This is a genomic window from Pseudomonas migulae (assembly GCF_024169315.1).
In the GTDB taxonomy this organism is placed as follows: Bacteria; Pseudomonadota; Gammaproteobacteria; order Pseudomonadales; family Pseudomonadaceae; genus Aquipseudomonas; species Aquipseudomonas migulae_B.
Genome location: NZ_JALJWR010000001.1, coordinates 2,590,482 through 2,613,574, shown reverse-complemented (window position 1 = coordinate 2,613,574; position 23,093 = coordinate 2,590,482). Strand labels below are relative to the sequence as shown.

Genomic DNA, 23,093 nt, shown 5'->3' with positions numbered 1-23,093 from the left:
ATCCCCTCGCCACAGGCAAGCCCCCGCGCCACAGGGATGTGGTTGCCACAAATCTTCGGCGGACATGCCGTCCATGATCTAGAACGGTTAGGATACCCGCCTGATTTTCCAGTCTTGCTATCGGAGTTGCCCATGAGCGCCGTCAATCGCGCAGCGGTGGAAGCCGTCCTTCGCCAGTACACCGACCCTTACCTGAACCAGGACCCGGTCACCGCCGGGTGCGTGCGCAACATCGACATCCAGGCTGATCGCGTCAGCGTCCAGCTGGAGTTGGGTTACGCCGCCGGTCTGTTTAAAAGTGGCTGGGCACAGATGCTGCAAATGGCCATCGAAGGCCTCGACGGCGTCACCAGTGCCCGGGTAGAGATCACCAGCGTGATCGCCGCGCACAAGGCTCAGGCACAGATTCCGGGCCTGGCCAACGTCAAGAATGTTGTCGCCGTGGCCTCCGGCAAAGGCGGCGTGGGCAAATCCACCACCGCCGCCAACCTCGCGCTGGCCCTGGCCCGCGAAGGCGCCAAGGTCGGGATCCTCGACGCGGACATTTACGGTCCGAGCCAGGGCATCATGTTCGGCATTCCCGAAGGCACCCGACCAAAGGTCAAGGATCAGAAGTGGTTTGTGCCGATCGAGTCCCATGGCGTCGAAGTGATGTCGATGGCGTTCCTGACCGACGACAACACGCCGATGGTCTGGCGTGGGCCGATGGTTTCCGGCGCGCTGTTGCAACTGGTGACACAAACCGCCTGGGGCGACCTGGATTATCTGGTCATCGACATGCCGCCAGGCACCGGCGACATCCAGCTGACCCTGGCGCAGAAAGTCCCTGTCGCCGGCGCGGTCATTGTCACCACCCCGCAAGACCTGGCGCTGCTGGACGCGCGCAAAGGCGTGGAGATGTTCCGCAAGGTCAACATCCCGGTGCTGGGCGTGGTGGAAAACATGGCCGTGCACATCTGCTCGAACTGCGGGCATGCCGAGCATCTGTTCGGTGAGGGCGGGGGAGTGAAGCTGGCCAATCAATATGGCGTTGAACTGCTGGCTTCGTTGCCGCTGGCAATGGCCATTCGCGAACAGGCCGACGGCGGCAAGCCAACGGTGATCGCCGAGCCGGACAGCCCGATCGCGCTGGTCTACCAGGAACTCGCCCGCCATGTCGGCGCGCGGATTGTGTTGCAGGAAGCGGTATCGCCGGCAATGCCGAACATCACCATCAGCGACGATTGATGATCTGAAATACGGTTAAATGTGGGAGCGGGCTTGCTCGCGAATGCGGTAGATCAGCCAACTAATCTGTTGAGTGACACACCGCATTCGCGAGCAAGCCCGCTCCCACAGTTGTTTTGGGTGTTGCTTAGATCCGCAACCCGCCATCCATCTCCAGAATCCGGCCGGTGTAGTAGTCATTCTCGAAAATGTACGCCGCCGAATGGGCGATCTCTTCCGGCTTGCCCATGCGCTTGAGCGGAATCCCGGACGTCATTTTCTCCAGTGCTTCAGGCTTCATGCCCAAGGTCATCTCGGTTTCGATAAAGCCAGGCGCAATACCCGCGACGCGGATGCCATAGCGTGCCAGTTCTTTCGCCCAGGTCACGGTCGCCGCCGCGACACCGGCCTTGGCGGCGGAATAGTTGGTCTGGCCGACGTTGCCGGCGCGAGAGATCGAGGAGATATTGATGATCGCGCCGCTGTTGTTCAGCTCGACCATTTTCGCCGCGACTTCACGGGTGCACAGGAACACGCCTGTCAGGTTGACATCGATGACCGCCTGCCACTGGGCCAGGCTCATCTTGGTCATTTCGCCGTCCTTGACCTTGAGCAGCAGGCCGTCGCGCAGGATCCCGGCGTTGTTGATCAGGCCATGGATCGCGCCGAAATCTTCGGCCACCTGGGCGACCATGTGCGTCACCTGCTCTTCATTGGCGACGTTGCACAGGTAGGCGCGGGCCTCGACACCCTTGGCCTTGCACGCGGCAACGGTGTCGTCGAGCTTTTCCTGGTTCAGGTCAACCAGCGCAAGCTTCGCGCCTTTGCCGGCGAAATACTCGGCCATCGAACGGCCTAAACCCTGGCAACCGCCCGTGATAATGATTACTTTGTCAGTGAGTTGCATTCGCATGCCCCGGTAGCAGGTTGGAGTGGTCTTCCTTCAAGAGAGCCTCTCGATCTGCACCGGATGTAGCCTGGTTGCACATGAGAACTGCCCCGATGGCGGACTGGAACTTTCACCAGTCGCCTGTCCGTTTTTTCGACGGATTCTATATAAGGAGTCATAAATTGAGCGTTGAAGCGGCCAAGAATGCCCGAGAATTGCTTCTCAAGGAATACCGTGGAGTGCTCTCGACGCACTCCAAGGCGATGCCCGGCTTCCCGTTTGGCTCGGTGGTTCCGTACTGCCTGGACGGGCAGGGGCGGCCGCTGATCCTGATCAGCCGCATCGCCCAGCACACGCATAACCTGCAAAAAGATCCGAAATGCTCACTGTTCGTGGGCGAGCGTGAGGCTGAAGACGTGCAAGCCGTCGGTCGCCTGACTTACCTCGCCGAAGCGGAAAAGCTTGTAGACGAGGCCGTCATCGAAGCCGCGGCCGAGCGTTACTACCGCTATTTCCCGGATTCGCAGAGCTACCACAAGGCCCACGATTTCGATTTCTGGGTGCTCAACCCCGTGCGTCACCGCTACATCGGCGGTTTCGGCGCGATTCACTGGGTCGATCAGCTGACACTGGCCAATCCCTTCGCGGGCAAGGCGGAAGTAAGCATGGTCGAGCACATGAATGCCGATCACGCCAAAGCCATCGCCCACTACGTCGACCTCGCCGGACTGCCGAAAACCGAGCCGGCGCAACTGGCCGGGATCGACACGGAAGGCATGCACCTGCGCATCGGTCAGGGACTCTACTGGCTACCGTTTCAAGCGCCATGTAATACGCCGACACAAGTCCGCGAAGTCTTGGTTTTCCTGGCTCACGCCGAGCATTGGCCGAAAAATGAAGTGGCTGACGCTTGAATTCACGCAATGGCGACGTCATCTAGGGAAGACTGGCAAGGCATTCTTGCGTTGAGGAACCATTTGATGCGCCCTTTCTTATTGCTCTTTGTACTGTTTCCGGTGTTGGAGCTGTTCGTATTCGTCAAGGTGAGCGGGGCGATCGGGTTTTTCCCGGCCCTGCTGCTGGTCATACTCGGCTCGATGCTCGGCGTGTTCGTGCTGCGTATCGCCGGCCTGGCCACTGCGCTGCGTGCGCGTGAAAGCCTGAACCGCGGCGAACTGCCAGCCCAGACCATGCTCGAAGGCCTGATGCTGGCCCTGGCCGGTGGTCTGTTGATCTTGCCGGGCTTCGTCACCGACGTGCTGGGCCTGATCATGCTGCTGCCGATCTCTCGCCGTTTGCTGGCCAATAAAATGCGCCTGCGCGCCGAAGAAGCGGCGATCCGTCAGCGAGCCTTCGCCGATGATCTTCAGCCACGGGGCGGTCCTGCTCCCCGCGAGCCGCTGGGCCGTGAGCCGAACGTGATCGAAGGCGAGTTCGAACACCGCGATTCCAAGTAAACCGTTTCACCTGCACGGCACCTTCGGGTGCCGTGTTCGTTTTCGGGGCATCGATGTAAAAAATTTCGATCCCCACCCTTGTAATAAGCTTATGCGCCCTTATGTAACGGTCACCGCAAGGTTTCTGGCGATCACGCCAGACAGACTTCCGCGGTTCGCTTGACGAACCGCACCCGGCACCGCCGGATTTGTTAAACCCGCCGGGAATACACCGGCCGATGAAAACCACAATTAGGAGAGATCGACAATGAAGCTTCGTCCTCTGCATGACCGCGTCGTCGTCCGTCGCAGCGAAGAAGAAAAGAAAACCGCTGGCGGTATCGTCCTGCCAGGTTCGGCTGCTGAAAAGCCAAACCAGGGTGAAGTCCTGGCTGTAGGCCCGGGCAAAGCACTGGAAAACGGTGAAGTGCGCGCGCTGGCCGTGAAAGTGGGTGACAAGGTTGTATTCGGCCCTTACTCCGGCAGCAACACCGTGAAAGTTGACGGCGAAGACCTGCTGGTTATCGGCGAGAGCGAAATCCTCGCTGTCATCGAAGGCTGATTCCCCGCTCATTTTCCCGCTACTACAAAGTATTTAAGGAATATCGATCATGGCTGCTAAAGAAGTTAAATTCGGCGATTCCGCCCGCAAGAAAATGCTCGCCGGTGTCAACGTCCTGGCTGACGCAGTAAAAGCGACCCTGGGCCCTAAAGGCCGTAACGTGATCATCGAGAAGAGCTTCGGCGCTCCGACCATCACCAAGGACGGCGTGTCCGTTGCCAAAGAAATCGAGCTGAAAGACCGCTTCGAAAACATGGGCGCGCAGCTGGTCAAAGACGTTGCCTCCCGTGCCAACGATGACGCAGGCGACGGCACCACCACCGCTACCGTTCTGGCTCAGTCGATCGTCAACGAAGGCCTGAAAGCCGTCGCTGCCGGCATGAACCCGATGGACCTGAAGCGCGGTATCGACAAAGCGACCATCGCGATCGTCAAAGAGCTGAAAGCCCTGTCCAAGCCTTGCGCTGACACCAAGGCCATCGCTCAGGTCGGCACCATCTCGGCCAACTCCGACAACTCCATCGGCGACATCATTGCCGAAGCCATGGAAAAAGTCGGTAAAGAAGGCGTGATCACCGTTGAAGAAGGCTCGGGCCTGGAAAACGAACTGTCGGTTGTTGAAGGCATGCAGTTCGACCGTGGCTACCTGTCCCCGTACTTCGTCAACAAGCCAGAGACCATGACTGCCGAGCTGGACGGTCCGCTGATCCTGCTGGTCGACAAAAAGATCTCGAACATCCGCGAAATGCTGCCAGTCCTGGAAGCCGTTGCCAAAGCCGGCCGTCCACTGCTGATCGTGGCCGAAGACGTTGAAGGCGAAGCCCTGGCGACTCTGGTTGTGAACAACATGCGTGGCATCGTTAAAGTCGCAGCCGTCAAGGCTCCAGGCTTCGGCGACCGTCGCAAGGCCATGCTGCAGGACATCGCTGTCCTGACTGGCGGTACCGTTATCTCCGAAGAGATCGGTCTGAGCCTGGAAAGCACTACCCTGGAACACCTGGGTAATGCCAAGCGCGTGATCCTGTCGAAAGAAAACACCACCGTGATCGACGGTGCCGGCGTTGAGGCTGACATCCAGGCTCGCGTTCTGCAGATCCGTCAGCAAGTGGCCGACACTTCGTCCGACTACGACCGTGAAAAACTGCAAGAGCGTCTGGCCAAACTGTCCGGCGGCGTTGCAGTGATCAAGGTTGGCGCCGGTTCCGAAGTTGAAATGAAAGAGAAGAAAGCCCGCGTTGAAGACGCCCTGCACGCTACCCGTGCAGCCGTTGAAGAAGGCGTGGTACCTGGCGGCGGCGTGGCACTGGTTCGCGCTCTGCAGGCTATCTCCGAGCTGAAAGGCGACAACGATGACCAGAACGTTGGCATCCAGTTGCTGCGTCGCGCTGTTGAAGCGCCACTGCGCCAGATCGTTGCCAACTCCGGCGACGAGCCAAGCGTAGTTGTCGACAAGGTCAAGCAGGGTTCGGGTAACTACGGTTACAACGCTGCTACCGGCGAATACGGCGACATGATCGAAATGGGTATCCTGGACCCGGCCAAAGTGACTCGTTCGGCTCTGCAAGCGGCTTCGTCGATTGCCAGCCTGATGATCACCACCGAAGCCATGATCGCCGAGATCAAGGACGACGCACCAGCTGGCGGCGGCATGCCAGACATGGGCGGTATGGGCGGCATGGGCGGCATGATGTAAGCCAGCCTTACCCCTGTACTGAAAAACCCCGTCTGCGAAAGCAGGCGGGGTTTTTTATTGCCTTCATTTTAGTCTGTCAGGACACCGAGTCGCGGCCATCGCGGGCAAGCCCGCTCCCACAGGTTCTTGAGTGAAACTCTAAATTTGTGGTCACCTCCAATCCCTGTGGGAGCGGGCTTGCCCGCGATGTCGTCAGTTCAGGCGCCGACAGTTTCTGCCTTGATAACCCGATCAGCCCTGGAAGCCGGTCGATACAGGATGTAGTAATACGACCCCAGACAAATCAGCCAGCAGAAAATCGCCGTCCACACGTTGTGCGAGAAAAAGTGCGCGCCCTGCATCATCCGGCTCACGGAAAACACCGTGCCCAGCGCGAAGGCAAAGATAAAGGCATTACGTGCCAGGCGCGGACGCCGATCCCGCAGCACAAAGAACAGCGCAAACAGCGTGAAACCGGTCGCGGCATGCCCGCCAGGCCAGCAACGGCCCGGTTTGTCTGTGGGTGGGCGCGGGCTGAGGAGTTCGCTATAGGTTTCATGACCACCAAACTGTTCAAGACTCCACGGGCATTGAACCGCCGTCACCGCTTTCATCGGCGTGACAAAGGATGTCGCCAGTCCCAGGGACAGCACCAGACAGCCCAGTTCCCGTTTGAACGGTTTGAGCCTGTCGATGAAAAAGGCGCCGATAAAACCGAAAATCGCGAACACCGAGAAGGCGATGACCACTTGCTTGGCGCGGTCATGCAGGATGTTTTCGAGGAAGTAACTGTGCCGTCCGATGAAGTCTCCGGCCGCCGGGTCGTAGAACAGCCTGGCCAGATCCATGTCCAGGGACGTCAGTTCGAGCAGTACCAGAATGATCGCCGCAACGGCGGGAACACCCAGACACACCCAGAAATTGAGCGGGCGAGAGGCGGGGCGGGCAGAGGTCGAAACCATGGCAGTTCCTTGGTCGGTCAAATGTTCTTGAGAGCGCAGCCGCGCGGAGTTTGAACCCGGTTGTGTCGCCTCTGTGTGAATCGATAGTGAAAAAGTCGTTAAGGGCTCGACGGGTTGATTGGCCGGGTTTTCAACTGCACACAGTCCTAGCCCTGAGCCACGGCAGGCCTTAAGCTGCGCGGGCCAAGACGGCCGTTACTGTGTACGGAGGAGATGCCCATGCGCATTCTGTTGGTTGAAGACAACCGCGATATCCTGGCCAATCTGGCCGATTACCTGGGGCTCAAGGGCTACACCGTGGATTGCGCGCAGGACGGTTTGTCAGGCCTGCACCTGGCGGCCACCGAGCATTACGATTTGATCGTGCTCGACATCATGTTGCCGGGCATCGACGGCTACACCCTGTGCAAACGCCTGCGCGAGGACGCCCGTCGCGACACGCCGGTGATCATGCTCACTGCCCGCGATCAACTCGACGACCGTCTGCAAGGCTTCAAGTCCGGCGCCGATGATTACCTGATCAAACCCTTTGCCCTGTCTGAACTGGCCGCGCGGATCGAAGCCGTGATGCGTCGGGCGCAGGGCGGCGGCCGTCGCACTTTGCAGGTCGGCGACCTGAGCTACGACCTCGATACCCTGGAAGTCACTCGCGAAGGGCGCTTGCTGAAACTCAACCCGGTAGGCCTGAAGTTGCTGGCCGTGCTGATGCAAAAAAGCCCGCACGTCCTGCGCCGGGAAATTCTCGAAGAAGCCCTGTGGGGCGATGATTGCCCGGACAGCGACAGCCTGCGCAGCCACGTCCACCAATTGCGCCAGGTGATCGACAAACCGTTCGCCAAGCCTTTGCTGCAAACCGTGCACGGTGTGGGATATCGCTTGGCCGAGGGCCGTGATGGAGTTTAGACAAAGCCTTGCTCAACGGATCATCATCGCCTTTGCGCTGATGAGCGCACTGGTCGCCGGGGCCTTCGCCATGGGCATTGTCGCGACCGTGCACCTGGTGGAAGAAAAACTGATTTCGGCAGGCCTCGGCGGTGATTTGCAACGCCTGCTGTTGATGGACAGTGTGTCTGACTGGAGTCATCGCCCCGAGCCGGACCAGCTGTTCTATTTCAGCGGCGGGCCGGGCGATTTCGAGCTGCCCAAGGATCTGCGCCATCTCGACCCGGGTTTCCACGAAGTGTTCCGCGAGCAGCTGTCGTACCACGCGATGGTCGAAGTCGTCGATGGCCGGCGCTATGTGTTGCTGCAGGACCAGAGTGATTTCGAAGAACGTGAGCGGGTGCTGTTCGCCGTGGTGCTGGTGGGCTTCGTCCTGAGCCTGGCGCTGGCGGTCTTCCTCGGCTGGATCCTGGCGCGCAAAGTGATGGCGCCTGTCGTGCGGCTGGCCCGTCAGGTGCGCCACCGCGACCAGTTGCTGGGGCTGGCGCCACCGCTGGCACCGGACTATGCCGCCGATGAAGTGGGCGAGCTGGCAGTGGCCTTCGACGCCACCCTCGGGCGCCTGCGCCAGGCATTGACCCGGGAGCGCTTGTTCACCAGTGACGTCAGTCACGAGTTGCGCACCCCGTTGATGGTGCTGGCCAGTTCCTGTGAGCTGTTGCTGGAAAACCCCGGCATCGACCAGCGCGGTCGGGCTCAGGTGGAACGAATCGCCCGTGCCTGCGAAGAGATGCGTGAGCTGGTGCAGACCTTCCTGATGCTGGCCCGCGCCCAACGTGAAGACGCCGGCATGGCGCCGCAACAGTCGCTGGCCCAGGTCGCCGACGGCTTGCTCTGCCTGTGGCGCGAACCGATCGAGGCTAAAGGGTTATCGCTGGTATTCGAACCGGGCAATCCGGCCAGCACCTGTTACAACGCCACGCTTCTGCAAGCGGTCATGGGCAACCTGTTGCGCAATGCGCTGCATTACACCGAACGGGGTTTCATCCGCTTGACTCTGACGACAGCGGGTTTCAGGGTCGAAGACAGTGGCGTGGGCATTCCCGAAGAAAAACGCGAAGCGATGTTCGAGCCTTTCGTGCGGGGTAACGAGAAACGCGGTGAAGGCCTGGGGCTAGGCTTGTCGCTGGTACAGCGGATTTGCGAAAACCAGGGGTGGAGCGTCAGTCTGACCAACATGGAGCCGCATGGCTGCCGGTTTCAGGTGGAACTGGGTTCAGCACCATTGAGTTGATCGCAACGCCTGCAGGGGAGTGGCCCCCAGCCATCATTTTGCTCATGTAAAACCTTGAAATAACTCGGGGTTTTACATGACGATTTTTTCACAATGGCATGACCTGACGCTGACATGGCGCTACCTAAGGTAGTTGTCATCAGACGTTCAGGAGTCCTTGATGATGGCCGCCCCGATCAAACTCGATTTTTCCGACAAATACGACGATCAACACGCTCGGAAATACCTGCAGAAACACCAGGACGGCCTCGGCCGTCGGCTGTCCCATTGGCGTGACGAGCAACTGGCGCGCAAGGCTCTGACGTTGGTCGGCGAACCCGGACTGGTCCTCGATTTACCTTGTGGTGCCGGGCGTTTCTGGCCATTGCTGGCGGAAAAACCCAACCGTGTGATCATCGGAGCGGACAACTCCGAATCGATGCTCAAGATTGCTCTGCAGGCGCAACCGGCGGAAGTCGTGAAAAAGGTACAACCCTTGCACACTTCTGCATTCGACATCGCCCTGCCTGATAACGCCGTCGACAGCATTTTTTGCATGCGTTTGCTGCACCACATTGGTGAAGCCGAGCATCGACTGGCCATTCTGCGTGAATTCGAGCGCGTCACCCGCGATAGCGTGATCCTTTCGTTATGGGTTGACGGCAATTTCAAGGCTTGGAAACGCAAGCGCCTGGAGAAGGGGCGTGAGCAGGAAGGTTACCAAAACCGTTTTGTGTTACCGGCTGCTACGGTCGAAAAGGAATTCGAGCAGGCGGGGTTTCGTATTCAGGAACAACTGGACTTTATCCCGCTCTATGCCATGTGGCGGGTTTATGTATTACGCAAGAGGTAGCAGATGGCGGTGCAATATGTAGCAGATACGGACATCGATTCCCGGGACTTTGACTATTTCTGGAACCAGCGCGGCGAATGGGTTGAAGAGCCCAACGTTCGTCGCGGTGGTGAAAGTGGCGTGCAGCGCGTCAAGAGCAATGATGGACAGCTGTTCTACGCCAAGCGTCAGACCGGGCATGTCTACCGCAGCTGGCAGTACCCGTTGGGTCGGCCGACGGTGCTGCGTGAGCGGGATGCGCTCATCGGGTTGAGTCTGATCGGTGTGGGTGTTCCGGAAATCGTTTTCTGTGGTGCGCAACGCGATCCTGTCCACAAGTGGCGCGCATTGTTGGTGACCAAGGCGCTGGACGGGTTTGAGGAAATCGAACACTGGTACGCAGGCGGAGGTCGCGAGCGTCATGGTGAGGCGGTGCATGATCGTGTGCTGAAGGAGCTGGCCGATAACCTGGCGCGCATGCACAAGGCGCGGTGGCAGCACAGTTGCCTCTACATGAAGCACGTCTTCGTCCGGGTTACCGGTGAGGGCGAAGCGGCGAAAATCGATATTGCGTTGATCGATCTGGAGAAAGGCCGCCAGCGTTTGACCGCCCGTCGTGCCGCGTCCCATGACTTGAAGCAACTGCGTCGCCATTCGTCGTTCAGCACGACGGACTGGAAGAAACTCGTCTACCTTTATGAGACAGCGTTTGGCAGCGCTATCAAGGGTTTATAGCAATGAAACTCGAAATTGCACGAGGTTTGTTCTTGATAGGAGCCTTGGCAGTTGCTTCACTGGCGGTGGCGGCTTGGGAGCAGCCCCGCACGCAAGTCCTCAGTTCAGTGAACGGGGACGCGCGTTGTCCGATGCCGCGGGTTGCGAAGGCGACCGTTGCAACCCAACCCGATCATGATTTATTGCTGTTCATGTTCGGACTTTCTCAAGGACTGAGGCCGCAGAGTTGACCAGATTGAAGCCCAAATAAAAGGCCTCGTATATGCGAGGCCTTTTTTATGCCTGACTTTTAGCAACGCCATCGATCAAATGTGGGAGCGGCGGTGCGACGATTCGACTTGCCCGCTCCCACAGGGGGTTATGCGTGTTCTTTGGCATGGTCGGGTTTGGCCAGCAACGTGTAAACGCACGGCAACACGAACAACGTAAACAGCGTCCCGATCGACATCCCCGTCGCGATCACGGTGCCGATGTCGAACCGGCTGACAGCGCCCGCCCCCGTGGCGATGATCAACGGCACCATGCCGAACACCATCGCTGCGGTGGTCATCAACACCGGGCGCAGGCGGATGGCCGCTGCTTCCTCAACCGCCTCGCGCGGTGTCAGGCCCTTATCCTTGCGCAGCTGATTGGCGAATTCGACGATCAGGATCCCGTGCTTGCTGATCAGCCCGATCAGCGTCACCAGCCCCACCTGGGTGTAGATGTTCATGCTCGACCAGCCAAGGAACAGCGGGATCAACGCACCGCAGATCGACAGCGGCACCGTCACCAGAATCACCAACGGATCGCGGAAACTTTCGAACTGCGCCGCCAGCACCAGGAAAATGATCGCCAGAGCCAAGGCAAACGTCACCCACAGCGCGCTGCCTTCCTGAACGTACTGCCGCGATGCCCCGGCATAGTCGACGGCAAAACCCGCCGGCGCCTCTTCCCGGGCAATCTGCCGCACCGCGTCAAGGGCTTCACCCATGCTCACCAGCGGCACCCCGGACAGGATCGCCGAGTTGAGCTGCTGGAACTGATTCAACTGCCGCGGGCGGGCCCGGTCGGTCACGGTGATCAGGGTCGACAGGGCCAGCAGTTCACCCTTGGTGTTTTTCACGTAATAGTTGTTCAGCCAGTCGGGGTTGTCCCGGAAAGGCCGTTCGACCTGCGCGATCACTTTGTAGCTGCGGCCTTCAATGGTGAAACGGTTGATTTCCGCCTCACCCAGCAAGGTCGCCAGGGTGCCGCCCAGATCCTGCATCGACACACCCATCTGCGCGGCTTTGGCGCGATCGATATCCACCACGACTTCGGGCTTGTCGAATGCCAGGTCGACGTCGACGAAAGCGAACTTGCCGGACTCCATCGCGCGCTTTTTAACCCGGTCCATCACTTGCAGCAGCGACTCGTAATCGTTGGCGGTATTGACGACGAATTGAAACGGCAGCCCCTCGCCGGTGCCCGGCAGGGAAGGCAAGTTGAAGCCGAAAATCTGCAACCCTGGAATGCTTTCCAGTTTGCTCTGCACCTCGGGCAGAATCTCCATTTGCGTGCGGTCGCGGTCGTTCCACGGTTTCAGCAGAAAACCGCCGATCCCCGATTGCACACCGTTGAAGCCATTGATCTGGAATGAGGAGTAGTACTCGGGGAACGCCTTGAAGATGTTGATGAACTCGTCGGTATAGGTGTTCAGGTAATCAAGGTTGGTCGGCTGCGGGGCGTTGGCCAGCATGAAAATGATGCCCTGATCCTCGTCCGGTGCCAGCTCCGACTTGGTGAAGGTGAGCAGCACCGGAATCAGGCACAGCACGATCGCCGCAAACACCAGCACCACCGGGCGCGTGTTGAGCGTACCGTGCAACAGCTTCTGGTAGCGGCGCTTGAGGCCTTCGAAAATCAGGTCCAGGCGATGTGCCAGGCCGGTGGGGTTTTCGTCGTGGCGCAGCAGAAAGGCACACATCATTGGCGACAGGGTCAGGGCAACGATGCCGGAGATCACCACCGCCCCGGCCAGGGTCAGGGCGAACTCCTTGAACAGTGCCCCGGTGAGGCCGGTGAGGAAACCGATCGGCGCATACACCGCCGCCAGGGTGATGGTCATCGAGACCACCGGCATGGCGATTTCCCGGGCGCCCTCGATGGCCGCGTCCAGTGGGGTCTTGCCTTCCTCGATGTGCCGGTGGATGTTTTCCACCACCACGATGGCGTCGTCCACCACCAGGCCGATGGCCAACACCATCGCCAACAGGGTCAGCAGGTTGATCGAGTAACCCATCATCTGCATGAAGAACATCACGCCGATCATCGACAGCGGAATCGTCACTACCGGGATCACCACCGAGCGCAGTGCCCCGAGGAACAGGAACACCACGACGATCACGATCAGCACCGCTTCGAACAGGGTTTTCACCACTTCGTCGATCGAGGCCTGGATGAACAGCGTAGCGTCGTAGGCGATTTCACCCTTGAGGTTCGGGGGCAGCTGGGCTTCCAGGTCCGGCATGATCTTGCGCACTTCCTTGATCACGTCCAGCGGGTTGGCGCCGGGCGTGGCCTTGATGCCGATGTACACCGAAGGCGTGCCGCCGAAGGAGCTGATGGTGTCGTAGTTTTCCGCGCCCATTTCAACCCGCGCGACATCGCTGAGCAGCACGCGGCTGTCGCCATCGACCTTGAGCGGAATCGCAGCGAAGGCTTCCGCGGACTTGAGCTCGGTGTTGGCGTTGATACTGGTGACCACGTACTCGCCTTTCACTTCGCCGGCAGCGGAGAGGAAGTTGTACTGGCGCACCGCGTTGGTCACGTCGCTGGCGCTCAGGCCGAAGCCGGCGAGCTTTACCGGGTCCAGCCACAGGCGCATGGCGAACACCTGGTTGCCGAGAATCTCGGCTTCGGCCATGCCCGGCAGGGTGGCGAGTTTGGGCTGGATGACCCGCGACAGGTAGTCGGTGATCTGCGGGTTGCTCAGTTCCTTGCTGAAGAAACTGATGTACATCAGCGCCGAGGCGTCGGCGGCTTCCTTGCTCAGCACCGGGTCTTCGGCGTCCTGCGGCAGCTGGTTTTTCACCTCGTTGGCCTTGGCCAATAGCTCGGTGAACAAGCGGTCGCTGTTGGAACCGATGCGCGCGTAGATCGAGATCACCGAGAAATTCTGGCGACTGACCGAGGTCATGTAGTCGATACCCTCGGCGCTCGCCAGGCTCTGTTGCATCGGCTGGGTGATGTAGCCCTGAATGGTCTCGGCGTTGGCCCCGGGATACGCGGTGGTCACCGTGATCAGGGCGTTTTCCATTTGTGGATACTGGCGCAGCGGCAGCTTGCTCCAGGCCTGGAAGCCCAGCAGCACAATCAGCAGGCTGACCACGGAGGCGAGCACCGGGCGGCGGATGAACGGGTCGGTAAAAGCCATGGGGATTCCTTGATCAGTCCGCACGCGGCGGGCTGTTCTGCTCGGCTAAAGTCTTGTCGTCGCTGATGGCAATGTGTGCGCCGTTGTCCAGTTTGATCTGGCCGGCAGTGATCACTTTTTCGCCATTGCGCACACCTTTGGTAATCATCACCACACCATCGCGGCGTTCACCGGTTTCGATGAAACGACGTTCGGCGATCAGGATCGGTTCACCCTTGGCGTCTTTTTCCACCTTGCCGTCTTCGGTTTTTTTCTCTGCGACGACGTACAGCGAATTGCCGTACAGCGTGTACGTGATCGCGCTTTCCGGCACGACGATGCGCGGCTGCGGGTTGGGCAACATGACCTGGAGGCTGGCGAACATGCCAGGCAGGAGCTTTCCATCGGGATTGGCCAGGGTCGCGCGGACCTGCATGTTGCGCGTGCTGTTCTCGAGCTTTGGATTGATCGCGCTGATGGTGCCGGGGAAGGTCTGCGCCGGGTAGGCCGCGACGATGATTTCAACCGGCTGGCCGATGGCGATCTTCGGTACCGACTGCTCGGGCACGAAAAAGTCGACGTAGAGACTGCTGAGGTCTTGCAGGGTGGCAATCATGGTGCCGCTGGCAACATAGTCGCCAACGTCCACCTGACGAATGCCGATGGTCCCGCTGAAGGGCGCAAGGATGCTTTTTTTACCGAGCGCCGCCTTGAGTTGATTGACCGTGGCTTTGCTCTTTTTCAGCACCGCCGAAAGTCGGTCGAATTCGCCTTTGGAAATGGCCTGGCTGCCGACCAGTTGGCTACCGCGACCGTAATCGAGCTGGGCCAGCCCGAGGTCGGCCTGGGCGGTTTCCAGCAAGGCAGTTTCCACGGCGCTGTCGAGTCGCAGGAGGGGCTGGCCGGCCTTGACCTTCTGCCCTGACTCGAACTGCAAATCGATGACGGTGCCGTCGGTCTCCAGGCTCAGGTCCACGCCTTGCAGCGCCGTGAGCGTGCCGACGGTCGGCAGGCGGGCTTGCCAGGGCCGTTCGATGGCGGTGGCCACGGCAACGCTTATCGGCGGTTTTGGCGCGGAGAAGCCCTGGATCATCGTGTAGATGGAGAAGGCTTTGTAACCGGCCAGCACCAGCACGATCAGCAGAACAACACCCAACATGATCAGCATGCGGCGACGCAGCATATTTCCACTTCCTTGGAGAAATCATGAGACAGGCGGGCACATTACTCCGAGTGTGGCAGTGAATCCAACTGCCACTTTTTACAGGCAGGCGCAAAACCTGTAAGAGCGAAGCTTGCTCGCGAAGGCGGCGCGGCATTCAATATTGATGGGCCCTGACACACCGCCTTCGCGAGCAAGCTCTGCTCCTACAAAAGCGGGGTACTCACATCAGATGCAGGTGGTTGTCCCAGAGCCCGGCAGGCAGCTCCAACGGTTTTGCAACCAAATCTGTCTGGCGACAATCGTAGTAACGGCAGCGCCCTTGGCCCGACGTCACGACAAAGCCGTCAGCCACCGCACCGACCCCGGCGCAATCGGGAAGTGGCGCATCCAGGCGCACTTCACCGCTGTCCAGGTCCCAGATGAAAAAGCGGTTGCCCCGTGGCGCGGTCAACGCGACCAGACGCAAGTCGCTGTGAACCGCGACGCTGGCGGTGTAATGCCCCATCGCCTGCAACTGATGCTCGGGCACCGGGAACGCCACGAACGGTTGGCCGGGCCGCTTGATGGCCAACAGTTCCGACGGTTCGTGGGAGGGGCCCATGAATTGCTGACCGGCGACGATGGTGCCGTCGCTGGCGATCCCCAGGTGCCGCACGCTGTTCATCGGCTGGGCGAGGGTTTCCTTGCTCAGCAGAGTACCGTCGCGTTGCATCAGCACCAGGCTCGGTTCCATGGCGTTGAGGTTCATTTCGACGCGGCTTTCCGCCTCGGTGCGAATTCCGCCGTTGGCCACCACCAGGGTTTCGCCATCGGGCATCCACGACACCTGATGCGGGCCGATGCCGTGGGTGGAAATCTCGCCGCTGTGCACGAGACGCTCGCCTTCGAACTTATACACACCGAGCAGGCCACGACCCGGATCGGACGTGTCGTTTTCGGTGGCGTACAGCCAGTCGCCGCTGTGGTGAATCACCGCGTGACCGTAGAAATGCCGGTTCGGCTGCGAGGCCACGGTTTGCAACAGCGTGCCGTCGCGCAGGTCGATCAGGTAGCTCTCGGTGCCGGGGCGCCGGGCGACAAACAGCGCGATTGGCAGCGTCGGGTGATTGATGATGTCGTGGCAACGCTGGCCGACCCGGGTGGCGAACACCCGTGTACCGTCCAGCCGATAACCGACGGCGTAATGCTTGCCGTCAGTATCGTCCCGCGCCGAGAGCAACAGCGGGCTCTTGTCCTTTTGCTTGAACAGCGTCCAGCCGCCCAGTGTCACTGCTCCCAGCAGCAAACTACCTAACGTCAGAGCCTGTCGTCGCAGCATGGCACTCGCCCTCATCAGTCACCGTCGTTGGCGTTGAAGCCCAGTTGGATGCCCAGCGCCTTGGCCAGTTCGCCTTCGTGCAGACGATGGACGACGTTGAGGCTGTCGTAGATGTCGTTGAGTTGCTGGCGACCGGCGTCGTCGTTGAGCATCTCGGTCAGCGAGCGCTGGTTGCTGGCGAACAGTTTCAACGAGGCGGCATAAGCGGCGTCGATCTTGTCGGCCAACGGCTTCTGCTCGCTCGGCAACAAGCCGCGCAGGCCTTTGTTGTCGACACCTTCCCAGACGGTTTTGGCGGCGGCGAGGCTGGCTTCGAGGCCGGCCAGGGAAGACTGGCTGCGCCATGCATCGGCCTGGAACGGTTGCGGCACGCCCTTGCTCTGACGGCCCATCGGCGTGCCGAGTTTTTTCTTCAGGCTGTCCAGCGCGGTGACTTGCACACGCAGCAGATCGGCGATGGCTTCGTGGGAATCGGCGTAGCGCTGGTTCGGAAACTTGCTCATCTGCGCGAGCATGCCGTCGGTGTTGTTCCAGCTCTTCAGGATCTCTTCGGCCAACAGTTTCTGACGTTCGCCAATCGCTTTCAGCAGCGGGCAGTACTTGGCTTTCTGCGCGGCGTTGGCCACGTCAGGCTTGCTGTCGAACAGGATGTATTCGTAGGCCGAAAGGCCTTGAACCACAACGCTGGATTTGGCCAGGGCGGCAGCATCGATCTGCGGCTGGGCGTCGACCAGTTGCTCGACCTGACGGCCGACGAGGTTTTTCTTGTCCGGCCAGAACTGCACCTGCCAGGCGCGATTGCCTTCGGCCAGCGGTCCGATCAGCAGCGGTTGCAGTTCGGCCCAGGCTTTCTGCGCGTGCAGGAAATCGGCGCGGGCGGTGTCGAGGTTTTCCTTGCCTTCGCAGTAGGCCAGCGCGCTGACGGCCAGTTGGCGGTCGGCTTCAACCCAGCGCGTGTAGGTCGGCAGGATCACCGACTTGGCGATGGCCGCCGACGTGACCGCCTGCGGGTCCTGCGGTGAGCAGGCGCCGAGGGCGAGTGCGGCAAGGCTGGTGAATAACAACTTGGGACGGAACATGTCGGGCTCCCGATTCTTTATAAGTGTTTAAAGAGAATTCAAAAACGCCAGTAACGCAGCGCGTTGCTCGGCGTTGAAAGACAAAACCTGTTGCTGCGCGGCCTGCGCTTCGCCGCCATGCCAGAGCACGGCTTCGAGCAGATTGCGGGCGCGGCCGTCATGCAAAAACTGAGTGTGACCACTGACCGCCTGCGTCAGGCCGATGCCCCACAACGGCGGGGTGCGCCAGTCGCGGCCACTGGCCTGGAATTCGCTGCGGTTGTCGGCCAGCCCGTCGCCCATGTCGTGCAGCAGCAGATCGCTGTAGGGGCGAATCACTTGGTTGGCCAGTTCAGGTTCTGCCGCGTTGGCGGCGGTGGTGTATTTCGGCGTGTGACAGGACTGGCAGCCGGCCTGGAAAAACAGGTTCTTGCCGGCCAGCACTTCAGGCGTGCCGACATCGCGGCGGGCCGGTACGGCGAGATTGCGGCTGTAGAACAGCACCAGGCGCAGGATGTTGTCGCTGACTTCCGGCTCGCCCTCCGGCCCATTGCCGTTGGGGGCCTGCTTGCAGGCAGTTTGCGCGTCGGTGCAGTCATCTATCGGGCGCAGGGTGGTGGTCAGGCCCATATCCCCTGAAAACGCGTGCACGTTTTGTTGATTGAGGTTCGGCTGCCCGGCCTTCCAGCCAAATCGTCCGAGGACGGTTTTCTGCCGGGCGTCATCCCAGACCCGGTTCGGGCGTCCGGCTATGCCGTTGTTCTCTTTTGCCTGAGCCTCGGCATTGGCCAGGATCGCCTCATCGGGGATGGCTTCAAGCAAGCCCAAGCCAATCATGGGGGGCGCGACCCTGGCCGAGAAACGGGTGTCAGGGTGCATCGGGCCGTAGCCCAGTTGGGTGATGTTCAGGCTGGGTTTGCGCAACTCGATCTCGGTGCCGTCCTTGAAGCGGACCGGCACTGGCGTGTAGTCGACCCGCACCTTGCCTTCCGGAAGTACACCGGGGATGGCCATGTCCTGGAATTGTCCGCCGTAGACCGGCTCCGGGACGACACCGAGCTGTTCGATGACTTTCGCGTAGGCCGGCGCATCGGGGATCGACAGGCGCACCAGCATTGACACGGCGTTCTGCGCATCAGGCGTGGGCGGATGACCGCGACCGTCCTTGATGTGGCAATTCTGGCAGGCGTTGGTGTTGAACAACGGGCCGAGGCCGTCCCGGGCGGTGGTGGTCGACGGGGCAATCACCCAGGGGTTGCGGAAGAAACTGTTGCCGACGCTGAAGTCCACGCGCCGGGAGGGCGGCAGGTTGGCGGAGGGCAGGGAAAAGGCGTTCTGATCGGTCTTGCGCACGGTCGCTGCGCCACCGGACCGGGCTTCACCGGGTTCGGCTTCGGTAAAACGCGGGGCGTCATCGCAGGCACTCAGGCCCAGGGCCAGAAACAGTGCGGACAAGCGAAGAGGCAGCGAGGGCATCAGACATCCTGCAAGACGAGCAAAACAAGGGCGCAAAGTCTAACAGGGCAGTGGAGATTGAATAAGAGGAATTATCGTTTGGTTGATGTGGGGCAGGGTTTGGCGATGATTATTACATCAGAGTAATCACAATCCCTGTGGGGGCGGGCTTGCTCGCGAAAGCGGTGGGTCAGTCAACACATGTGATGGATGTTAAGCCGCCATCGCGGGCAAGCCCGCTCCCACAAGGTTCTGCGTTATGCAGACATGAAAAAGGCGACCCGAAAGTCGCCTTTTCAATCAGCCGGCGTTGATCAGAACTCGTGATCAGCGTTATCCGGGTTCAGGTCGCTGATGCCCAGTTTGCCAGCGGCCGCTTCGATCGAGCCGGTCTGCTTGACCAGGGAAGCGATGGCGTCACGGACGATCTGGTTGCCAGCGGTGTTGCCGGCGGCGATCAGCTGGTCGTAGTGCTCACCCTTGTTGGCGTGATCGACGATGACCTGCATCTTGGCTTCGGTCGCAGCCAGGTCGGCCTTCAGCGCAGTGTCGGCAGCCGGGTCGGCTTTAGCCACCAGGGACGACAGGCTGGCGCCGGTCATCTTGGTGCCGTCGACGCGGGTGTATTCGCCCAGGTACACGTTACGAACGCCTTTGGCATCGTAGAACTGCGAGTTGTGGGTGTTGTCGCTGAAGCAGTCGTGTTCGTCTTCCGGGGAGTTGGCTTCCAGGGAAACCTTCATGCGCTCGCCCGCCAGTTCGCCCAGGGACAGGCTGCCCATGCCGAACAGCATTTTGCGCAGGCCGGATTCAGCCGGTTCCGCTTCCAGGGTGGCGCGGTAGTTGTCGGCCACGTTCGGCTTCCAGTTACCGACCATTTCTTCCAGGTCGCTGACCAGCAGTTGGGTCACGGACTTCAGGTAGGCGCGACGACGATCGTTGTGGCCGCCAGTTGCGCCTTTGCCTTCCAGGTAGTCGGAGGCTGGACGGTTGCCGGCGCCAGGGCCGGTGCCGTTCAGGTCCTGGCCCCAGAGCAGGAATTCGATGGCGTGGTAGCCAGTGGCGACGTTGGCCTCGGAACCGCCCAGCTCGTTCAGGCTGGCGAGTTTTTCCGGGGTGATGTCCTTGACGTCGATCTTGTCTTCGCCGACCTGAACCTGAGTGTTGGCGATGATGTTGGCCGTGGCACCCGGGTTACCCAGTGCGTGCTCGTAGGATTTGTCGACGTAATCGATCAGGCCTTCATCCAGAGGCCAGGCGTTCACCTGACCTTCCCAGTCGTCGATGATGGTGTTGCCGAAGCGGAACACTTCGCTCTGCAGGTAAGGAACGCGAGCCGCGATCCAGGCAGCCTTGGCGGCTTTCAGGGTGTCGGCGTTCGGCTTGGCGAGGAAGGCGTCGATGGCGGTTTGCAGGGTCTTCGCGGTGGATTCGGCATCGCTGTAAACGGCGAAGACGATGTCGGCGTAGTGCGCGACAACGGCTTTGGCGGCGGCTTCGTCGACTTTGCTGGTCGCTGCGGGTGCGACAGCAGGTGCGGCCGGGGCGGTAGTGCTGGCAGCCGGAGTCGGCGCTGGAGCGGCAGCTTTGTCTTTGCCTTCGCCACAACCGGCGAGGGAAATAGCGATGGCCAACAGACTGGCGGTAGCCAGAGGCATACGAATCATGGCGAACATCCTGCTTCGAGAGGGGGTGGAATGGCGCAGCAAGCGCGCAAAACTGCGACATAATGCAAATCTTTCGCATTATGTGTAAAGGGTTGTGGTTGTAAATATTTCTTATTCACCGATCAATGCAACTTGACCTGTCGCCATGGGTGAACCCTATGTTCGGCTGCTGTAGGAGCGAGGCTTGCCCGCGAAGAACGTTAACGCGGTCTGTCAGGCGGATCGCGTTAACGTTCTTCGCGGGCAAGCCTCGCTTCTACAGGGGATGCTTCGTTCAGAGGATCGCGGCATTACTGCGCTGGGCCTGTTTCAGGTAGGCGCCCAGTTCTCGCGCCGGCAGCGGTTTGCTGTAGAAGTAGCCCTGACCTTCATGACAGCCTTCAGAGATGATGTAGGCCTCCTGCTCGAGGGTTTCCACGCCCTCTGCAATCACCTGCATGCCCAGGCTCTTGCCCAATTGGATGATGGCCCGAACGATGGTCGCATCGTCGTCGTCATCGAGCAGGTCCTGAACGAAGCTCTTGTCGATCTTGATCTTGTCCAGCGGCAGGCTTTTCAGATAACTCAGGGACGAGTAGCCGGTACCGAAGTCGTCAATGGCGATCAGTGCGCCGGAGCGACGCAGGCTCAGCAGGTGCTGGGCGGCGGTGCTGATGTCTTCCATCAGGCCGGTCTCGGTGACTTCCAGCTCCAGGCTGCGGGGTGGCAGGCGGTACATTTGCAGCAGGTTGTTGACCACTCGCGGCAGTTCGGCGTGGTGCAACTGCACGGTGGACAGGTTCACGGCCATGCGCAGGTCGGTGAAACCCTGGTCATGCCAGTCGCGCAATTGTTTGCAGGCCTGATCCAGCACCCATTCGCCGATGGCGATGATGGTGCCGTTCTGCTCGGCCAGCGGGATGAACAGGTCAGGCGGCACCAGCCCGTGTTCGGGATGCTGCCAGCGAATCAATGCTTCGACGCCCACTACCCGATGATCGCGGTAGCTGATCTGCGGTTGGTAGACCAGGTAGAACTGGTCGCGGGCCAGGGCATCGCGCAAGTCTTTTTCCAGCTCGCGCCGGCGACGCATTTCGGTGTCGACGCTGGCGATATAAAACTGATAACGGTTGCGCGAGCGAGTCTTGGCCAGGGTCATGGTCTGCTCGGCTTTTTGCAGCAGTTTCTCGGTGCTGTCACCGTCCTCGGGGAACAGGGTGATGCCGATGGTGGCGCGCAGGCGTATTTCCTGATGATCGAGGGCGAACGCCGCTTCGAGGTCATCGAGAATGCTCTGGGCCAGTTCGGCCGCTTCGTAGGGTTGTTCGATATCGGCCTGAACCAGGGCGAACTGGTCGCCGCCAAGGCGGGCGAGGGCGCCAAGTCGACCGCTGTGGGCCCGCAGGCGATCGGCCAGGGCCAGCAGCAACTGGTCGCCGGTCTGGTAGCTGAACTGTTCGTTGATACCCTTGAAGTCATCGAGGCCGACACACAGCACCGCGACCCGGCGTTGCAACTTGCCGGCGTCGACGAGGATCTTGTCCAGTTGTTGCTGCAATTGCTGGCGGTTCGGCAGACCGGTGAGGAAATCGTACTGGGCCATGCGCAGCAGGCTGTTTTCCGCTTCGTGGCGCAGATGGGTGTTGCGTTCGATGGATTCGAGCAACTGGTTGGCGGTGTTGATCCAGATGCCCAGTTCGTTCTTTTCGTGGCCGCGGAGCTGCGGAATCTTGTGTTCGCTCGGGCGGTCCGGGTTGATTTCGGTCAGGTGCTCGATGATCCGCGACAGCGGTTTGGTCAGCAGCCAGTGGTAGACCAGGTACAGCACCAACCCCATGGCCAGGGCCCGAAGTACACCGGAAATGAAGATGATCACCGAACTGACGATGAACCCTTGTCCGTAAGTGGCGGTGTCGAGGGTGATGCTGAGGTCGCCGTAATACTCGCTGTACGGGCCGCGTCCCACCAGTTGGGTGGTGAAGGTGCGTTCCTTGCCCAGGATCAGGTCGGTCAACCAGCGACTGCTGGACTGCTGCAGGTCGCGGGATTTTTGCGCGAGCATGGCTTCATTGGGATGACCGATGGAGGCCTGGCGCACGGCGTCGTCCTGGAACAGGCCTTCGATCACCTGCATGCCCATCTCCCGGTCCAGGCTGTAGACGGCCTGGGTCGAGGGGTCGCGGAACATGTCGAGGATGCGCTGGGCATCGCTGGCCACGGCCTGGCGTGTTTTATAGGCATCGAAAACGATCTGCGCGCAGCTCAAGACTACGCCGACGATCAATGCCGACAGGAGCACGACCCGGAGCAACTTTACCGACAAGCTGTTCTTGAGTTCCAGCTTCAAAGAGTCATTCCTTGTTCCGTGCAGGTAGCATCAAGTTGCCATGAGTATTGGCAATCCCGTGATGGCAGTCAAAGGGACAATCGAACACAGGGGAATTTGCCTGTGGGTTGGCCGAAATGCTGTTGCCTGGAGTATTTGCCCTATTGGTACTGTGTCGGTAGTCGAGTCCTTCAACTTGAGGGGAGGGGGGAACATATTTTCCGTTTGATTGATGTTAGACGGATGTGGCGCTGGGGCAAGGGGCGGGAGGCTGGTTTCATTGTGGGAAATCGGCCTGAC

At 60.3% G+C, this 23,093-nt stretch carries 19 protein-coding genes; 10 read left to right on the top strand and 9 right to left on the bottom strand.

Translation table 11 applies throughout. The features are described from left to right. The first annotated feature begins 132 nt into the window (after positions 1 to 132). Positions 133 to 1,227 (top strand): iron-sulfur cluster carrier protein ApbC, encoded by a 1,095-nt coding sequence (gene apbC, locus J2Y86_RS11995; protein ID WP_253431358.1) that lies wholly within the window; start codon positions 133 to 135, stop codon positions 1,225 to 1,227. A 127-nt stretch (positions 1,228 to 1,354) separates the two neighbouring features. Here the strand turns inward: apbC and J2Y86_RS11990 are convergent, their stop codons facing one another. Next, positions 1,355 to 2,113 (bottom strand): SDR family oxidoreductase, encoded by a 759-nt coding sequence (locus J2Y86_RS11990; RefSeq protein WP_145318973.1) that lies wholly within the window; start codon positions 2,111 to 2,113, stop codon positions 1,355 to 1,357. A gap of 164 nt (positions 2,114 to 2,277) precedes the next feature. Here J2Y86_RS11990 and J2Y86_RS11985 point away from each other — a divergent pair, with 164 nt between their 5' ends. The 4 genes from J2Y86_RS11985 (at position 2,278) to groL (ending at position 5,786) form a co-directional block, all read left to right on the top strand. Continuing rightward, positions 2,278 to 3,009, top strand: a complete 732-nt coding sequence (locus J2Y86_RS11985) for a HugZ family protein (RefSeq protein ID WP_253431355.1) — start codon at positions 2,278 to 2,280, stop codon at positions 3,007 to 3,009. Positions 3,010 to 3,075: 66 nt separating this feature from the next. Next, positions 3,076 to 3,552, top strand: a complete 477-nt coding sequence (locus J2Y86_RS11980) for an FxsA family protein (RefSeq protein WP_253431352.1) — start codon at positions 3,076 to 3,078, stop codon at positions 3,550 to 3,552. Positions 3,553 to 3,799: 247 nt separating this feature from the next. Then, positions 3,800 to 4,093 (top strand): co-chaperone GroES, encoded by a 294-nt coding sequence (locus tag J2Y86_RS11975; RefSeq protein ID WP_008155545.1) that lies wholly within the window; start codon positions 3,800 to 3,802, stop codon positions 4,091 to 4,093. Positions 4,094 to 4,142: 49 nt separating this feature from the next. Further along, positions 4,143 to 5,786: a chaperonin GroEL gene (gene groL / locus J2Y86_RS11970; RefSeq protein ID WP_027922861.1), complete on the top strand. Its 1,644-nt coding sequence runs from the start codon at positions 4,143 to 4,145 to the stop codon at positions 5,784 to 5,786. 197 nt (positions 5,787 to 5,983) lie between these two features. On the opposite strand, the gene J2Y86_RS11965 is transcribed toward groL, so the two are convergent. Further along, the gene (locus J2Y86_RS11965) at positions 5,984 to 6,727 is read right to left on the bottom strand and encodes a phosphatase PAP2 family protein (RefSeq protein WP_253431349.1); all 744 of its coding nucleotides are present in this window, start codon (positions 6,725 to 6,727) and stop codon (positions 5,984 to 5,986) included. 219 nt (positions 6,728 to 6,946) lie between these two features. On the opposite strand from J2Y86_RS11965, the gene colR reads away from it, so the two are divergent. From colR to J2Y86_RS11940, 5 genes are all read left to right on the top strand, one after another. Next, a complete protein-coding gene (gene colR / locus J2Y86_RS11960) occupies positions 6,947 to 7,630 on the top strand; it encodes a two-component system response regulator ColR (protein WP_008032118.1) in 684 nt (227 codons plus the stop codon). Continuing rightward, entirely contained in the window at positions 7,620 to 8,903 is a 1,284-nt protein-coding gene (locus tag J2Y86_RS11955) for a sensor histidine kinase (protein WP_253431346.1), read from the top strand. Before colR ends, J2Y86_RS11955 begins: the two co-directional genes overlap by 11 nt. A gap of 163 nt (positions 8,904 to 9,066) precedes the next feature. Next, complete coding sequence (locus tag J2Y86_RS11950) at positions 9,067 to 9,735, top strand: class I SAM-dependent methyltransferase (RefSeq protein ID WP_253440222.1); 669 nt, start codon at positions 9,067 to 9,069, stop codon at positions 9,733 to 9,735. A 3-nt stretch (positions 9,736 to 9,738) separates the two neighbouring features. Further along, on the top strand, positions 9,739 to 10,449 hold the full coding sequence (locus tag J2Y86_RS11945) for a lipopolysaccharide kinase InaA family protein (RefSeq protein WP_253431343.1): 711 nt from the start codon (positions 9,739 to 9,741) through the stop codon (positions 10,447 to 10,449). A gap of 2 nt (positions 10,450 to 10,451) precedes the next feature. Further along, positions 10,452 to 10,679 (top strand): hypothetical protein, encoded by a 228-nt coding sequence (locus tag J2Y86_RS11940; protein ID WP_253431340.1) that lies wholly within the window; start codon positions 10,452 to 10,454, stop codon positions 10,677 to 10,679. A 128-nt stretch (positions 10,680 to 10,807) separates the two neighbouring features. Here the strand turns inward: J2Y86_RS11940 and J2Y86_RS11935 are convergent, their stop codons facing one another. The 7 genes from J2Y86_RS11935 to J2Y86_RS11905 all read right to left on the bottom strand — a co-directional run bounded on the left by J2Y86_RS11935 (position 10,808) and on the right by J2Y86_RS11905 (position 22,814). Next, positions 10,808 to 13,846, bottom strand: coding sequence for a multidrug efflux RND transporter permease subunit (locus J2Y86_RS11935; RefSeq protein WP_253431337.1), 3,039 nt, complete (start codon positions 13,844 to 13,846; stop codon positions 10,808 to 10,810). 13 nt (positions 13,847 to 13,859) lie between these two features. Next, entirely contained in the window at positions 13,860 to 15,008 is a 1,149-nt protein-coding gene (locus J2Y86_RS11930) for an efflux RND transporter periplasmic adaptor subunit (RefSeq protein ID WP_253431334.1), read from the bottom strand. 202 nt (positions 15,009 to 15,210) lie between these two features. Beyond that, complete coding sequence (locus J2Y86_RS11925; RefSeq protein WP_253431331.1) at positions 15,211 to 16,308, bottom strand: DUF1513 domain-containing protein; 1,098 nt, start codon at positions 16,306 to 16,308, stop codon at positions 15,211 to 15,213. Positions 16,309 to 16,322: 14 nt separating this feature from the next. Continuing rightward, a complete protein-coding gene (locus J2Y86_RS11920; RefSeq protein ID WP_253431328.1) occupies positions 16,323 to 17,387 on the bottom strand; it encodes an imelysin family protein in 1,065 nt (354 codons plus the stop codon). Between the two features lie 27 nt (positions 17,388 to 17,414). Beyond that, a complete protein-coding gene (locus J2Y86_RS11915; RefSeq protein ID WP_253431324.1) occupies positions 17,415 to 18,842 on the bottom strand; it encodes a di-heme oxidoreductase family protein in 1,428 nt (475 codons plus the stop codon). Positions 18,843 to 19,135: 293 nt separating this feature from the next. Then, the gene (locus tag J2Y86_RS11910; protein ID WP_253431321.1) at positions 19,136 to 20,488 is read right to left on the bottom strand and encodes an imelysin family protein; all 1,353 of its coding nucleotides are present in this window, start codon (positions 20,486 to 20,488) and stop codon (positions 19,136 to 19,138) included. 274 nt (positions 20,489 to 20,762) lie between these two features. Further along, the gene (locus J2Y86_RS11905) at positions 20,763 to 22,814 is read right to left on the bottom strand and encodes a putative bifunctional diguanylate cyclase/phosphodiesterase (RefSeq protein ID WP_253431318.1); all 2,052 of its coding nucleotides are present in this window, start codon (positions 22,812 to 22,814) and stop codon (positions 20,763 to 20,765) included. Positions 22,815 to 23,093 lie beyond the last annotated feature (279 nt).

Excerpts from the sequence above, each read along its gene's own strand:
- apbC (WP_253431358.1), top strand. The coding sequence starts at position 133 with ATGAGCGCCGTCAATCGCGCAGCGGTGGAAGCCGTCCTTCGCCAGTAC.
- J2Y86_RS11935 (WP_253431337.1), bottom strand. The coding sequence starts at position 13,846 with ATGGCTTTTACCGACCCGTTCATCCGCCGCCCGGTGCTCGCCTCCGTG.
- J2Y86_RS11965 (WP_253431349.1), bottom strand. The coding sequence starts at position 6,727 with ATGGTTTCGACCTCTGCCCGCCCCGCCTCTCGCCCGCTCAATTTCTGG.
- J2Y86_RS11975 (WP_008155545.1), top strand. The coding sequence starts at position 3,800 with ATGAAGCTTCGTCCTCTGCATGACCGCGTCGTCGTCCGTCGCAGCGAA.
- J2Y86_RS11930 (WP_253431334.1), bottom strand. The coding sequence starts at position 15,008 with ATGCTGCGTCGCCGCATGCTGATCATGTTGGGTGTTGTTCTGCTGATC.
- J2Y86_RS11910 (WP_253431321.1), bottom strand. The coding sequence starts at position 20,488 with ATGATTCGTATGCCTCTGGCTACCGCCAGTCTGTTGGCCATCGCTATT.
- J2Y86_RS11950 (WP_253440222.1), top strand. The coding sequence starts at position 9,067 with ATGGCCGCCCCGATCAAACTCGATTTTTCCGACAAATACGACGATCAA.
- J2Y86_RS11955 (WP_253431346.1), top strand. The coding sequence starts at position 7,620 with ATGGAGTTTAGACAAAGCCTTGCTCAACGGATCATCATCGCCTTTGCG.
- J2Y86_RS11945 (WP_253431343.1), top strand. The coding sequence starts at position 9,739 with ATGGCGGTGCAATATGTAGCAGATACGGACATCGATTCCCGGGACTTT.
- J2Y86_RS11920 (WP_253431328.1), bottom strand. The coding sequence starts at position 17,387 with ATGTTCCGTCCCAAGTTGTTATTCACCAGCCTTGCCGCACTCGCCCTC.
- groL (WP_027922861.1), top strand. The coding sequence starts at position 4,143 with ATGGCTGCTAAAGAAGTTAAATTCGGCGATTCCGCCCGCAAGAAAATG.
- J2Y86_RS11980 (WP_253431352.1), top strand. The coding sequence starts at position 3,076 with ATGCGCCCTTTCTTATTGCTCTTTGTACTGTTTCCGGTGTTGGAGCTG.
- J2Y86_RS11990 (WP_145318973.1), bottom strand. The coding sequence starts at position 2,113 with ATGCAACTCACTGACAAAGTAATCATTATCACGGGCGGTTGCCAGGGT.
- J2Y86_RS11915 (WP_253431324.1), bottom strand. The coding sequence starts at position 18,842 with ATGCCCTCGCTGCCTCTTCGCTTGTCCGCACTGTTTCTGGCCCTGGGC.
- J2Y86_RS11940 (WP_253431340.1), top strand. The coding sequence starts at position 10,452 with ATGAAACTCGAAATTGCACGAGGTTTGTTCTTGATAGGAGCCTTGGCA.
- J2Y86_RS11925 (WP_253431331.1), bottom strand. The coding sequence starts at position 16,308 with ATGCTGCGACGACAGGCTCTGACGTTAGGTAGTTTGCTGCTGGGAGCA.
- colR (WP_008032118.1), top strand. The coding sequence starts at position 6,947 with ATGCGCATTCTGTTGGTTGAAGACAACCGCGATATCCTGGCCAATCTG.